The organism is Streptomyces sp. NPDC053750, assembly GCF_044544295.1.
Taxonomy (GTDB): domain Bacteria; phylum Actinomycetota; class Actinomycetes; order Streptomycetales; family Streptomycetaceae; genus Streptomyces.
Genome location: NZ_JBITXB010000001.1, coordinates 297,209 through 311,084 on the forward strand (window position 1 = coordinate 297,209; position 13,876 = coordinate 311,084).

Here is a 13,876-nt window from a genome sequence, read left to right on the forward strand (position 1 = left end):
GGTGTGGCTGCTTTCGGACGGTGCGGAGCATCCGCGGGACAAGTTCAAGGTAGGTTAGCCTAACCTCAGATCTTGTCCATAGGGCGGGGCTGGATCGACCCCGCCCGGACGGCCCGCGCCTCAGCTCACCAGGCCCAGCTCCCGTGCGATCAGCATCCGCTGGACCTCGCTGGTGCCCTCGCCGATCTCCAGGATCTTGGCGTCGCGCCACATGCGGGCCACGGGGTACTCGTTCATGAAGCCGTAGCCGCCGTGGATCTGCGTCGCGTCCCGGGCGTTGTCCACCGCGACCGTCGACGAGTACAGCTTCGCCAGCGCCGCCTCCTTCTTGAAGGGCTCGCCCGTCACCAGACGGGAGGCGGCGTCGCGCCAGGCGAGGCGGGAGGTGTGGGCCTTCATCTCCATGTCGGCGATCTTGAACTGGATGGCCTGGTTGGCGCCGATCGGCCTGCCGAAGGCGTGACGTTCCTTCGCGTACTTGACCGACTCGTCGACGCAGCCCTGCGCGAGCCCGGTGCCCAGCGCGGCGATGGCGATGCGCCCCTCGTCGAGGATGCGCAGGAACTGGGCGTAGCCGCGGCCCTGTTCACCCAGCAGGTTCGCCGCCGGGACCCGGACGTCGGCGAAGGACAGCTCGCGGGTGTCCGACGCGTTCCAGCCGACCTTCGAGTACGGGGCGGCCACCGTGAAGCCCGGAGTGCCGGACGGGACGATGATCGCCGAGATCAGGGGCCGGCCGTCGGGCCCCCGGCCGGTGACCGCGGTGACCGTCACCAACCCCGTGATGTCCGTGCCCGAGTTGGTGATGAAGCACTTGGTGCCGTTGATCACCCACTCGTTCGTCGCCTCGTCCAGGCGGGCCGTCGTCCGCGTCGCGCCCGCGTCGGAGCCGCCGTCCGGTTCCGTCAGGCCGAACGCGCCCAGGATCTCGCCCGAGCACAGCCGGGGCAGCCACTGGCGCTTCTGCTCCTCGGTGCCGAACAGGTGGACGGGCATCGCACCCAGCGAGACGCCCGCCTCCAGCGTGATGGCCACCGACGAGTCGACCCGGGCCAGTTCCTCCAGGGCGATGCCGAGCGCCAGGTAGTCGCCGCCCATGCCGCCGTACTCCTCCGGGAACGGCAGGCCGAACAGGCCCATGCGGCCCATCTCCCGGACGATCTCGTACGGGAACTCGTGCCGCTCGTAGAAGTCACCGATCTTGGGCGCCACGACGTCGTGGGCGAACTCCTCGACCGTACGGCGGAGTTCTTCCAGTTCGGGGGAGAGCTTGTGGTCCATGGCTTCACTTCTCCTGGTCGGAGTCGGCGCCCGAGCCCGCGAGGGCTCGCACGGTGCGGGACGGGCTGGGTCGGCCCAGGTGGGCGGCCATCCAGACGCTGGTGGCGACGAGACGGCCGAGGTCGACCCCGGTGTCGATGCCGAGGCCGCGCAGCATCCACACGAGGTCTTCGGTGGCGAGGTTTCCGGTGGCGGACTTGGCGTAGGGGCAGCCGCCGAGCCCGCCGGCGGAGGCGTCGACGGTCGTCACGCCGTGCCGCAGCGCGGTGAGGGTGTTGGACAGGGCCTGTCCGTAGGTGTCGTGGAAGTGGACGCCGAGCGTGTCCACGGGGACGCCGGCCTCGGTGAGCGCGGTGAGCAGGGCGGTCACATGGCCCGGGGTCGCCACCCCGATCGTGTCGCCCAGGCTCAGCTCGTCGCAGCCCATGTCCAGCAGGGCCAGGCAGACCTTCACCACCTGCGGGACGGGCACGGCGCCCTCCCAGGGGTCGCCGAAGCACATCGACAGATAGCCGCGGACGTGGACGCCGGCCTCCTTGGCCCGCGCCACCACCGGCTCGAACATGGCCAGTGCCTCGTCCACCGTGCGGTTCAGGTTGGCCCGGGCGAAGGACTCCGTGGCGCTCGCGAACACCGCGACGCGGCGGGCGCCGAGCGCCAGGGCCCGGTCCAGGCCCCGTTCGTTCGGCACCAGGACGGGGAGGTCGACGGGCAGGTCGGCGATCTCCGGGAACAGCTGCTCCGCGTCCGCCAGCTGCGGCACCCACTTGGGGTGCACGAAGCTCGTCGCCTCGATGGTGGTCAGGCCCGTGCCGGCCAGGCGGCGGACGAACTCCGCCTTCACAGCCGCCGGGACGATCGCCTTCTCGTTCTGCAGGCCGTCGCGCGCGCCGACCTCGTGGATGCGGACACGGGCGGGCAGGCCCTCGGCCGGCACGGTCATGGGCAGGCCCGGAGCGGGGGCGTTCATGCCGTCTCCTCCTTCCCGTCCTCGAGGGGCGCGAGGACCGCCAGCACCTGGTCCATGGCGACCGTCGTGCCCGGCGCGACGTCCAGTTCGGTGACGGTGCCGGCGTGCGGGGCGGAGATGACGTGCTCCATCTTCATCGCCTCCACGACCAGCAGGCTCTGCCCTGCGGCCACCTCGTCCCCGACGGCGACCTTCACCACCGTCACCGTGCCCGGCATGGGCGCGGTGAGCGAGTCGGCGCCCGCGTGGGCGGTGCGGATGAGGGACGCGGCGACCGGGTCGTGGTCGCGCACGTGCCAGGCGTCGCCGTCCCGGCCCAGCCAGTCGGCGGCGCGGTGGAAGGTGTGCCGGACGCCGTCCAGCGTCACCGACACCCGGTCCCCGGTGACGGTGTGCGTGCCGCGCGGGGTGTGCTCCACCGGGTCCGTGATCCGCAGGTGGAAGGTGACCGGCTTCGGGTCGCCGCCCATGCGCCAGCCGCTCGGCACCGAGAACGGGTCCGTCCAGCCGTCACCGCGCGGACGCAGCGCGTCCAGCCGTACGGCCGCCGCCGCCTCGTACACCTCCTCCGGTACGTCGGTGGGGACCAGGCCGTCGACCTCCCGCTCCACCAGCCCCGTGTCCAGCTCTCCCGCCACCACCGCCGGGTGGGCGAGCAGCCGGCGCAGGAACCCGGCGTTGGTCTGCACGCCCAGCGTCACCGTCCGCGCGAGGGCCGCCCGGAGCTTGCGCAGGGCGGTGGCGCGGTCGGGGCCGTACGCGATCACCTTGGACAGCATCGGGTCGTAGAGGCTGCCGACCTCGGTGCCCTCGCTGAGCCCGGAGTCCGTGCGCACGCCGTCGCCCTCGGGCTCGTGCAGCCGCAGCACCGTGCCGCCGGAGGGGAGGAAGCCGCGGGCCGGGTCTTCCGCGCACAGGCGGGCCTCGATGGCGTGCCCGGTCAGCCGGACGTCCTCCTGCACGAACCCGAGCGGCTCGCCCGCCGCCACCCGCAGCTGCCACTCCACCAGGTCCAGGCCCGTGACCAGCTCGGTCACCGGGTGCTCCACCTGGAGGCGGGTGTTCATCTCCATGAAGTAGTACTGCGAGGGATCCTCGCCCGGCACGATGAACTCCACCGTGCCCGCGCCCCGGTAGCCGCAGGAGCGGGCCGCCTGCACGGCCGCCTCGCCCATCGCGGCGCGGGTCGCCTCGTCGAGGAGGACGCTCGGCGCCTCCTCGATGACCTTCTGGTGCCGGCGCTGCAGCGAGCACTCGCGCTCGCCCAGGTGCACCACGTTCCCGTGGCCGTCGGCCAGGACCTGGATCTCGATGTGCCGGGGGCGGTCGATCCACCGCTCCACCAGCAGGGTGTCGTCGCCGAAGGAGGCGCGGGCCTCGCGACGCGCGGCGGCGATCTCGTCGGCCAGCACGGCCTCGTCCCGCACCAGCCGCATGCCCTTGCCGCCCCCGCCGGCCGACGGCTTCAGCAGCACCGGCGTCCCGATCTCGCGGGCCGCCTCGACGAGCTGCGCGTCCGTCAGCCCGCTGCCGCTGGAGCCCGGCACCACCGGCACCCCGGCCGCCTTCACCGTCTCCTTGGCCCGGATCTTGTCGCCCATCAGGGCGATGGCGTCGGCGGGCGGCCCGATGAAGACCAGCCCCGCCTCCTCGCAGGCCCGCGCGAAACCGGCGTTCTCCGCGAGGAAGCCGTACCCCGGGTGGACGGCCCGGGCGCCCGTCCGCGCCGCCGCCTCCAGCAGCCGTTCGACGGACAGATAGCTCTCCGCCGCCGGCGCCGGGCCGATCCGTACCGCCTCGTCGGCCTCCCGCACGTGCCGGGCGTCCGCGTCGGCGTCGGAGAAGACCGCCACCGAGCGCACGCCCATCGAGCGTAGGGTCCGGATGACACGCACCGCGATCTCCCCGCGGTTGGCCACCAGTACCGTGTCGAACATCAAGCTCCCCATCGAAGTCCCCTCCTCACATCCGGAAGACGCCGAACCGGGGCTCGCCCAGTGGCGCGTTGGCACACGCGGTCAGGGCCAGACCCAGCACCTGCCGGGTGTCCGCGGGCTCGATCACCCCGTCGTCCCACAGGCGGGCGGTCGCGTAGTAGGCGTTTCCCTGGTGCTCGTACTGCGCACGGATCGGTGCCTTGAAGGACTCCTCCTCCTCGGCCGGCCACACCTCGCCCCGGGCCTCCAGCTGATCCCGCTTGACCGTGGCCAGCACGGACGCGGCCTGCTCGCCGCCCATCACGGAGATCTTGGCGCTCGGCCACATCCACAGGAAGCGCGGTGAGTACGCCCGCCCGCACATCGAGTAGTTCCCCGCGCCGTACGACCCGCCGACCACCACCGTCAGCTTCGGCACCCGGGTGCACGCCACCGCCGTCACCATCTTGGCGCCGTGCTTGGCGATGCCGCCCGCCTCGTAGTCCCTGCCGACCATGAACCCCGAGATGTTCTGGAGGAACACCAGCGGGATGCCGCGCTGGTCGCACAGCTCGATGAAGTGGGCGCCCTTCTGCGCGGACTCGGAGAACAGGATGCCGTTGTTGGCGACGATCCCGACCGGGTGGCCGTGGATGCGGGCGAATCCGGTGACCAGGGTCTGGCCGTACTCCGACTTGAACTCGGCGAACCGGGAGCCGTCGGTGATCCGCGCGATGATCTCCCGCACGTCGTAGGGGGTGCGGGAGTCGACCGGCACCGCCCCGTACAGCCCGTACGGGTCGACCTTGGGCTCGGCGGCGGGCTCGACCTGCCAGGGCAGGGAGCCGCGCGCGGGGAGCGTGGAGACGATGTTCCGCACGATGCGCAGGGCGTGCGCGTCGTCCTCGGCGAGGTGGTCGGTCACGCCCGAGATGCGGGAGTGCACCTCGCCACCGCCCAGCTCCTCCGCCGTGACGACCTCGCCGGTGGCCGCCTTCACCAGCGGCGGGCCGCCCAGGAAGATCGTGCCCTGCTCGCGGACGATCACCGCCTCGTCGCTCATCGCCGGGACGTACGCCCCGCCCGCCGTGCAGGAGCCGAGGACGGCGGCGATCTGCGGGATGCCGGCGCCCGACATCCGGGCCTGGTTGTAGAAGATCCGCCCGAAGTGCTCGCGGTCCGGGAACACCTCGTCCTGCATCGGCAGGAAGGCGCCGCCGGAGTCGACCAGGTACAGGCACGGCAGCCGGTTCTCCAGCGCCACCTCCTGGGCCCGCAGGTGCTTCTTCACGGTCATCGGGTAGTACGTGCCGCCCTTGACCGTGGCGTCGTTGGCGACGATCACGCACTCCCGGCCGCTGACCCGGCCGATCCCGGCGATCACGCCGGCGGCCGGGGCCTGCCCGTCGTACAGCCCGTCGGCCGCGAGCGGCGCCAGCTCCAGGAACGGTGAGCCCGCGTCCAGCAGCCTGTCCACGCGGTCGCGCGGCAGCAGCTTGCCGCGCGCGGTGTGCCGGGCCCGGGCCCGCTCGCCGCCGCCGAGCCGGGCCGCGGCGAGCTTGGCGCGCAGCTCCTGAACGAGGACGCGGTGCGCCTCCTCGTTGGCCCGAAAGGCCTCCGACGCGGGGTCGGCCGCGCTCGTCAGCTCCGGTGCCTCCTGCATCCTGCGGTCCCCTCACCAGTGATCGACCAGTTAATGAGCGTTAACGCATTTCCCTCAGGTTAACGACCGCTAACCTCCCTGTCTAGAATTGTTCCCATGGCCACCAGAACCGACGCCCCCACCCGCCGCGAGCAGATCCTCAAGGAGGCCGCCCGGCTCTTCGCCGAGCGCGGTTTCCACGGGGTCGGCGTCGACGAGATAGGTGCCGCGGTCGGCATCAGCGGCCCCGGTCTCTACCGGCACTTCGCCGGCAAGGACGCGATGCTCGCCGAGCTGCTGGTCGGGATCAGCGACTCGCTGCTGACCGGGGCGAAGCGGCGGCTCGCGGAGGCCGAGGGGGTGACCGGCTCCGGGGCGGGCGCGGAGGCGGTCCTCGACTCGCTCATCGAGGGTCACATCGACTTCGCGCTCGACGACCGCCCGCTCATCACCCTGCACGACCGCGAGCTGGACCGCCTCCGGGACGCCGACCGCAAGATGGTGCGGCAGCTCCAGCGGCAGTACGTCGAGCTGTGGGTCGGCGTGGTCCGCGAGGTCTACCCGGCGGTGGCGGAACCGAGCGCCCGCTCGGCGGTCCACTCGGTCTTCGGCCTGCTGAACTCCACCCCCCACCTGGGCCGCCCCGGCTCCCTCCCCGGGCGCGCGGCGACGGCGGCGCTGCTGCACCGGATGGCCCGGGGCGCGTTCGCGGCGGTGGGGGAGGCGTAGGGGCCGAGTCGGGTGGTGGGTGGGCATGGGGCCGGGGTCCGGGGCGGAGCCCCGGGCGACGCGTGGAGTGACGAGGGTTACCCACGTCCCGGTCTGGACGCCTCTGGCTACCCGCCGGTACGGTGAAGTCTGAGCAAGCGCTTAGATATTCGTACCCTGGAGGTGGCGCGGTGCGCCGTACGGTGTTCAACGAGGACCACGAGGCGTTCCGGGAGACCCTCCGCGCCTTCATCGAGGCCGAGGTCGTCCCCGTCTACGACGAGTGGTTCGCCGCCGGCCAGGCGCCGCGCGAGTTCTACTACAAGCTCGGCGAGCTGGGCATCTTCGGCATCAACGTGCCCGAGGAGTTCGGCGGCGCGGGCATGGACAGCCACAAGTTCGAGGCCGTCCTCTACGAGGAGACCGCCCGCGCGGGCGTCCAGTTCGGCGGCTCCGGCGTGCACGTGCTGCTCGCCCTGCCCTACATCAACATGCTGGCCACCGACGAGCAGAAGAAGCGCTACCTGCCGAAGTTCGTCACCGGCGAGGAGATGTGGGCCATCGCGATGACGGAGCCGGGCACCGGTTCCGACCTCGCGGGCATGAAGTCCACCGCCAAGCTCTCCGAGGACGGCACCCACTACGTCCTCAACGGCGCCAAGACCTTCATCACCGGCGGCGTGCACGCCGACAAGGTGATCGTCTGCGCCCGCACCGCCGCCCCCACAGCCGAGGACCGCCGCCACGGCATCTCCCTGTTCGCCGTGGACACCAAGTCCGAGGGCTACTCCGTCGGCCGCAAGCTGGACAAGCTCGGCCTGCGCACCTCCGACACCGCCGAGCTGGCCTTCGTCGACGTCAAGGTCCCCGTGGAGGACCTCCTCGGCGAGGAGAACAAGGGCTTCTCCTACCTCGGCCACAACCTCGCCTCCGAGCGCTGGGGCATCGCCTTCGGCGCCTACGCCCAGGCCAAGGCCGCCGTCCGGTTCGCCAAGCAGTACGTGCAGGAGCGCACCGTCTTCGGCAAGCCGGTCGCCCACTTCCAGAACACCAAGTTCGAGCTGGCCGCCTGCCAGGCCGAGGTGGACGCCGCCGAGGCCGTCGTCGACCGCGCCACCGAGGCCCTGGACGCCGGCGAGCTCACCCCCGCCGAGGCGGCCAGCGCCAAGCTGTTCTGCACCGAGGTCGCCCACCGCGTCATCGACCGCTGCCTCCAGCTGCACGGCGGCTACGGCTACATGAACGAGTACCCGATCGCCCGCCTCTACGCGGACAACCGCGTCAACCGCATCTACGGCGGCACCAGCGAGATCATGAAGTCGATCATCGCGAAGAACATGGGCCTGTAAACCACAGGACATGAGCGAAGCACTCCAGTCCCTCCTCGACCTGCTCGACCTCGAGCGGATCGAGGAGGACATCTACCGCGGCCACTCCCGCTCCGCCGTCGTCCCCCGGGTCTTCGGCGGGCAGGTGGCCGCCCAGGCCCTGGTCGCCGCCGGGCGCACGGTTCCCGCCGACCGGCACGCGCACTCCCTGCACGCGTACTTCCTGCGTCCCGGCGACCCCGGCGCCCCCATCGTCTACAACGTCGACCGCCTGCGCGACGGCCGCTCCTTCACCACCCGCCGGGTGGTCGCCGTCCAGCACGGCAAACCGATCTTCGGCCTGTCGGCGTCCTTCCAGACGTACGAGGAGGGCCTGGACCACCAGGCCCCGATGCCGCCCGCGCCGGACCCGGAGACCCTGCCCACCGGCGAGGAGCGGCTGCGGAGCTACCCGCACCTGCCCGCCGAGACCGTGGCGCGGTTCCTGGAGGCCCGCGCGGCCGTGGACCTGCGCTACGTCGACGACCCGCCGTTCGGCGCCTTCGGAACGCCGCGCGAGCCGCACTCCCAGGTCTGGTTCCGCACCAACGGCAAACTCTCCGACGACCCCCTGCTGCACGTCGTCCTCGCCACCTACGTCTCCGACATGACCCTCCTCGACTCGGTCCTGCTCGCGCACGGGCGCGGTGGCTGGGCCGTCGGTGACGTCGTCGGCGCCTCGCTGGACCACGCGATGTGGTTCCACCGGCCGTTCCGCGCCGACGAGTGGCTGCTGTACGACCAGCAGTCGCCGTCCGCGTCCGGTGGCCGGGGCCTCGGCCAGGCCCGCATCTACACCCAGGACGGGCGGCTCGCACTCTCCGTCATCCAGGAAGGCGTGGTCCGCGTTCCCCGGTGATGCCGGTGGCCTCTGTGCCCCGTGGGTCGTCCGGATGCCGGAACGCGCAGACGGGATTAGGCTCAGTGAGTGAAAGGCCGTAGGCACGGCATACCCGACCGATCCGGTCTCCGTACCGCTGGACCAGGGCCGAAGCGCCCGCCTGCGCACCCTGTGCCGGGCGGTCCAGAGGCGGCGGCGGTCGAACCCGTGCCCGTGGGAAGACGCGGTGACGCCAAGCGCACCGCACACTTCCCGTGCGGCAGTGCCCATCCACTCTCGCCCTTCCTCCGAGGGAATCGCGGGAGACGATGGAACGAAGGGGAAATCTCATGCGAGCACAGCGCACGAAGCGTCTTGTCGCAGTGTCGGCCGCCGGGCTGACCATGGCCGGTGGCATCGCGATAGGCACTGCGGGTGCCGCTTCCGCGAACGATTCGTGGCACGACCGCGGTGGTTACAGCCGTTACGACGACGACCACCGCTACGACTGGGACGACAACGGCCGCTACGGTCACGACCACGACCGCTACGACTGGTACGACAACGGCCGCTACGGTCACGACCACGACCGCTACGGCTACGACCACGACCGCTACGACAACGGCCGCTACGGTCACGACCACGACCGCAACGGTCACGACAACGGCCGCGGCGACAACGGTCACGACAACGGCCGCGGTGGCAACGGCCACGACAACGGCCGCGGTGGCAACGGCCACGACGGCGGCGGTCGCGGCGGAGGCCGGTGATCCTGCAGTGAAAACAGCGCGGTGTGCGGCTCCGTACCCAACGGAGCCGCACACGCGGCGTTCGGGCCGCGCGGCCGTTACGCCCGGCCCGTCTCCAGACCCGCCTCCGCCAGCAGATACGCCGTCATCGGGTCGTAGTAGCGCGGACTGACCACATGGTCGTCCAGCGGTACCGCGACCTGGAGGGTGCCCTCGGACTCGGCGAGGAAGAGGGCCGGGTCGTTGCAGTCGGCGTAGCCGACGGAGTCGACGCCGTGCTGACCGGCGTATCCCGCCCAGCCGTGGTCGGCGACCACCAGGTCGGGCAGCGGGCGGCCCGCGCGCTCCAGGCCGGTCAGGATGGCCTTCATCGGCTCCCCGGAGTGCGTGTGCCACAGCGAGGCGCCGTGCTCCAGCACGGCCACGTCCGCGAACTGCTGGACGTACCCCTCCTCCGTCGTCAGCCCCTCCGGGATCACGACGATCTCGCAGCCGGCGGTGCGCAGCGCGGCGGCCGTGGCGCGGTGCACGTCGAGCAGACCGCCCGGGTGGCCGGTCGCGAACAGCACCCGCTGCCCGCCGTCCGCCGCCTTGCGCAGCCGGCCGGCCATGCGCTCCAGCGCGGCCACGGTCAGCTCGGGGTCGATGGTGTCCTGGCCGTACCGGTACTCCGGGTCGTCATTGACACCGACCCGCTCCGCCATCACCGCGAGCACGTCCTGCTCGTCGGTCCAGCGGTCGCCCAGCTCCAGGCCGAGCCAGAAGTTGCGGTCGCCGTTCGCCAGCTTCCGGTAATGGGAGAGGTTGTTCTCGCGGGGCGTGGCGACGTCGCCCGCGATACGGGTCCTGACGAGGTGTTCGGCGAGTTCGGCGCGGCTGGGTGTCCCGGGTATCGGCATGGCTCCATTGTGAGGCAGCCGCCACGCGGCGTCTTCGGCATGTCACACGCTGGGACGTGGCTCACCTCCGCAACGCGAACCACAACTCCATCCGTACGTCCGGGTCGTCGAGGTCGGCGTCCAGCAGGGCCGCGCAACGGGCGATGCGCTGCCGGACGGTGTTGCGGTGCACGGACAGGGCGACGGCGGTGCGGTCCCAACTGCCGTGCAGAGAGAGCCAGGCGCGCAGCGTCTCGGTGAGCGCCGGGACGGCCGCGACCGGCGCGAGCAGTGCACGGGCGTGCGCCTCGGCCTCGTCGGCCGGCACCAGGTCGGCGAGCGCGGACCGCGCACCGTGCCGGACCACCGGCACCCGCGTGGCCCCGGCCCGGGCCAGCGCACGCGCCGCCTGCCCGTCGGCGGCCGGCCATTCGGCCGGGGTGACGGCGGCACTGACGCCCAGTGTCCAGCCGGCTTGTGCGCCGGGCCCGCAATCGCCGGCGGCCTGCGGCCCGACGGCCCGGTCCGGCACGAGCGAACTCGCCGGTACGGCGGAAGGCCGCGGGTCGGCTGAGCTCGCCGGGGCCGCGGAAGGCCGCGGCTCGGCGGCGTCCGTCGGACCGGCCCCCGCCGTTTCCTCCGCACCGGCGAGGACCCTTGTGCCCGCCGAGCCGGCCGTCCCGACGCCGACGACAGCCCCGCCGGCCTCACCCCCCGCCCCCGCGCCGGGACCGGGTCCGTGGCTTGCGCCCGGGTCGGATCGTGGGGTGGCCGGTACCAGTACCCGTACGACGTCGCCGGTGGGGTCGACCAGGGAGGAGCCCAGGGCCGTGGCCAGGGCGGAGGCGGACACCGGGTCGGGGGAGCCGGTGGTCGGGCGGGCGTGCACGACGTGCCAGTGGGTGACGGCCCTGCCGTCCCCGCCGCCGAGCAGCGGCGCGACCTCCTCGGGCCGGGCGCCCAGCAGCAGCCGTACGAGCGCCGCGGAGCGGGCCGCGCCCGTGCCGCTCTGGTGCTCGCCGGTGAGGAGGGTGAGCAGCACGGCGGCGACCGAGGCGATGGTGTGGTCCCCCGGCTCCCGGTGCGGGGCCGCGACGGCGAGGACGAAGCCGCGCCCGGTGCCGAGGGCGTACGCGGCGAGACGGGTGCCGGCGACGGTGTCCGTGGCGGTGGTGGAGGCGTGGCCGGAGACGAACCGGGCCAGCTCCGCCAGCGCCCGCCGCACCTCGCTCCCGGGCTCCCGCCCCGCCGCCGCGATCCGGGCGCCCTCCGGGCCGTACAGCACCGCCCGTCCGTCGAGCCCCGTGGCCAGCCGGCGCAGCACCGACGGCACCGGATCGGGACGGGAGGCCGCCGCGGCCAGGCCTTGCTGGGCCTCCGTGATCCGGCGCAGCTCGGCGAGCCTGGCCTGCGCCATCAGCTGCCACACGGCCCGGGCCACACCCGAGAACGTCGTCCGCGGCGGCACCTCCACCAGCGGCAGCCCGTACGCCTCGCAGGCCGCGACCAGTCCCGCCGGCACCGTGTCGTGCACCGGCGCCACCCCGAACCCGAGCGCGGCGCCGCCCGCCGCCACGATCCGGGCGACGTAGCCGTCGAAGTCGAAGGTCCCCGGCCCCGCCGCTTCCGGAATGTGCACGCCCGCCGTCAGCAGCAGCTCACCGCCCAGCAGGTACGGGTAGGGGTCGGACATCTCCGAGGTGTGCGCACCGTGGATCGTCACGTCCGCCGCCCAGGGCCCGGTGATCCGGCGAAGCCCCAGGTCGTCGCGGGACAGCAGGGCCGCCAGGGAGACCGGGGGAGTGGGCGGCGCGACGGGTGCGGACGTTTCCTGCATGATGGACGATTCCTCCACTCAGGCGACCCCCGATGGATGAAACGTACACTTCGCAGCCGCTTCTCAGCCACCTAATGTCAACCCGAACCGGAATCCACACCGGCAGCCGCGGGTACGGGCGGATGTCCCCGCGAGGCGCCACCGGACACACCCCATCGCACGACACGCCACCGAGAGTGCGCGAAGGAGGCCCCCTTATGGCCGTCGACTACATCGTGATCGTCGTCTATCTCGCCGGCATGCTGGCCATGGGCTGGTGGGGCATGCGCCGCGCCAAGTCCAAGAGCGAGTTCCTCGTCGCCGGGCGCCGCCTCGGCCCCGCGATGTACTCCGGCACCATGGCGGCGATCGTCCTCGGTGGCGCGTCCACCATCGGCGGCGTCGGCCTCGGCTACCAGTACGGCCTCTCCGGCGCCTGGATGGTCGTCACCATCGGCCTCGGCATCCTCGCGCTGTCCGTCTTCTTCTCCGCGCGCATCGCCCGCCTGAAGGTCTACACCGTCTCCGAGATGCTCGACCTCCGGTACGGCGGCAAGGCCGGCGTGATCTCCGGCGTCGTCATGTGGGCGTACACCCTGATGCTGGCCGTCACCTCCACCATCGCCTACGCCACGATCTTCGACGTCCTCTTCGACGTGAACCGCACCCTGGCGATCGTCCTCGGCGGTTCGATCGTCGTGGCCTACTCCACGCTCGGCGGCATGTGGTCCATCACGCTCACCGACATGGTGCAGTTCGTGGTGAAGACCATCGGCGTGCTGCTCCTGCTGCTGCCCATCGCGGTCGTCAAGGCCGGCGGCTTCAGCGAGATGAAGGCCCAGCTGCCCACCGAGTACTTCGACCCGCTGGGCATCGGCGGCGAGACCATCTTCACCTACGTGCTGATCTACACCTTCGGCATGCTCATCGGGCAGGACATCTGGCAGCGCGTCTTCACCGCGGGCAGCGACCGCACCGCCAAGTGGGGCGGCACCGTCGCCGGCACCTACTGCCTCGTCTACGCCGTCGCCGGCGCGGTCATCGGCACGGCCGCCAAGGTGCTCTACCCCAAGCTCGCCAGCCCCGACGACGCCTTCGCCACCATCGTCAAGGACGAGCTGCCCATGGGCGTGCGCGGATTGGTGCTGGCCGCGGCCCTGGCCGCCGTGATGTCCACGTCCTCCGGTGCGCTCATCGCCTGCGCCACCGTCGCCAACAACGACATCTGGTCCCGCCTGCGCGGCGCGGTCCGGGGGCCGGAGGGGGAGGACGGGCACGACGAGGTGAAGGGCAACCGTGCCTTCATCCTGGCCATGGGTGTCGCGGTGATCCTCATCTCCATCGCCCTCAACGACGTGGTCGAGGCCCTCACCGTCGCCTACAACCTCCTCGTCGGCGGCCTCCTCGTCCCCATCCTCGGCGGACTGCTGTGGAAGCGCGGCACCGCTCAGGGCGCCCTCGCCGCCGTCGCGGTCGGCGGTCTTGCCGTCGTCGGCCTGATGGCGGGCTACGGCATCCTCGCCAACGAGCCCGTCTATTACGGTCTGCTGGCCTCCCTCGCCGCCTACGTCGCCGTCTCCCTGGCGACCCGCCCCACCGACGAGGCGACCCTCACCGCCTGGCGCGAACGCCTCGCCGGCCGGGCCCCCGAAACCCTGTCCGAACCACCGGTCCCGGCTCACCAGTAGAGTCGTACGGCAGTAGTACATACGCGACGAAGCGTAAGAAG

General features: G+C 72.2%; 11 protein-coding genes. 5 read left to right on the plus strand and 6 right to left on the minus strand.

Going from position 1 to position 13,876, the window contains the following annotated elements:
- Positions 1-120: 120 nt before the first annotated feature.
- Genes ACIGO6_RS01340 through ACIGO6_RS01355 form a run of 4 tightly spaced genes read right to left on the minus strand, consistent with a single transcriptional unit; the run spans position 121 to position 5,830 of the window.
- Positions 121-1,281 (minus strand): acyl-CoA dehydrogenase family protein, encoded by a 1,161-nt coding sequence (locus ACIGO6_RS01340; RefSeq protein ID WP_399869806.1) that lies wholly within the window; start codon positions 1,279-1,281, stop codon positions 121-123.
- A gap of 4 nt (positions 1,282-1,285) precedes the next feature.
- Entirely contained in the window at positions 1,286-2,251 is a 966-nt protein-coding gene (locus tag ACIGO6_RS01345) for a hydroxymethylglutaryl-CoA lyase (RefSeq protein WP_399869807.1), read from the minus strand.
- A complete protein-coding gene (locus ACIGO6_RS01350) occupies positions 2,248-4,188 on the minus strand; it encodes an acetyl/propionyl/methylcrotonyl-CoA carboxylase subunit alpha (protein ID WP_399871547.1) in 1,941 nt (646 codons plus the stop codon). The genes ACIGO6_RS01345 and ACIGO6_RS01350 overlap by 4 nt, the downstream gene beginning before the upstream one ends.
- A gap of 25 nt (positions 4,189-4,213) precedes the next feature.
- On the minus strand, positions 4,214-5,830 hold the full coding sequence (locus ACIGO6_RS01355) for a carboxyl transferase domain-containing protein (RefSeq protein ID WP_399869809.1): 1,617 nt from the start codon (positions 5,828-5,830) through the stop codon (positions 4,214-4,216).
- Between the two features lie 96 nt (positions 5,831-5,926).
- Between ACIGO6_RS01355 and ACIGO6_RS01360 the strand changes: the two genes are divergently transcribed.
- The 4 genes from ACIGO6_RS01360 to ACIGO6_RS01375 all read left to right on the plus strand — a co-directional run bounded on the left by ACIGO6_RS01360 (position 5,927) and on the right by ACIGO6_RS01375 (position 9,474).
- Positions 5,927-6,538 carry a TetR/AcrR family transcriptional regulator gene (locus tag ACIGO6_RS01360; protein WP_399869811.1) on the plus strand — a complete coding sequence of 204 codons (612 nt, stop codon included), beginning with the start codon at positions 5,927-5,929 and terminating at the stop codon, positions 6,536-6,538.
- 170 nt (positions 6,539-6,708) lie between these two features.
- Complete coding sequence (locus ACIGO6_RS01365) at positions 6,709-7,866, plus strand: acyl-CoA dehydrogenase family protein (protein WP_399869812.1); 1,158 nt, start codon at positions 6,709-6,711, stop codon at positions 7,864-7,866.
- A gap of 10 nt (positions 7,867-7,876) precedes the next feature.
- The gene (locus ACIGO6_RS01370) at positions 7,877-8,743 is read left to right on the plus strand and encodes an acyl-CoA thioesterase (protein ID WP_399869813.1); all 867 of its coding nucleotides are present in this window, start codon (positions 7,877-7,879) and stop codon (positions 8,741-8,743) included.
- Between the two features lie 311 nt (positions 8,744-9,054).
- Positions 9,055-9,474, plus strand: coding sequence for a hypothetical protein (locus ACIGO6_RS01375; RefSeq protein WP_399869815.1), 420 nt, complete (start codon positions 9,055-9,057; stop codon positions 9,472-9,474).
- 77 nt (positions 9,475-9,551) lie between these two features.
- Here the strand turns inward: ACIGO6_RS01375 and ACIGO6_RS01380 are convergent, their stop codons facing one another.
- Both ACIGO6_RS01380 and ACIGO6_RS01385 read right to left on the minus strand, forming a co-directional pair.
- Positions 9,552-10,352, minus strand: coding sequence for a phosphatase (locus ACIGO6_RS01380; RefSeq protein WP_399869817.1), 801 nt, complete (start codon positions 10,350-10,352; stop codon positions 9,552-9,554).
- 61 nt (positions 10,353-10,413) lie between these two features.
- Positions 10,414-12,168, minus strand: coding sequence for a helix-turn-helix domain-containing protein (locus tag ACIGO6_RS01385; RefSeq protein ID WP_399869819.1), 1,755 nt, complete (start codon positions 12,166-12,168; stop codon positions 10,414-10,416).
- Between the two features lie 197 nt (positions 12,169-12,365).
- Here ACIGO6_RS01385 and ACIGO6_RS01390 point away from each other — a divergent pair, with 197 nt between their 5' ends.
- Positions 12,366-13,835 carry a sodium:solute symporter gene (locus ACIGO6_RS01390; RefSeq protein WP_399869821.1) on the plus strand — a complete coding sequence of 490 codons (1,470 nt, stop codon included), beginning with the start codon at positions 12,366-12,368 and terminating at the stop codon, positions 13,833-13,835.
- The last annotated feature ends 41 nt before the right edge of the window (positions 13,836-13,876 follow it).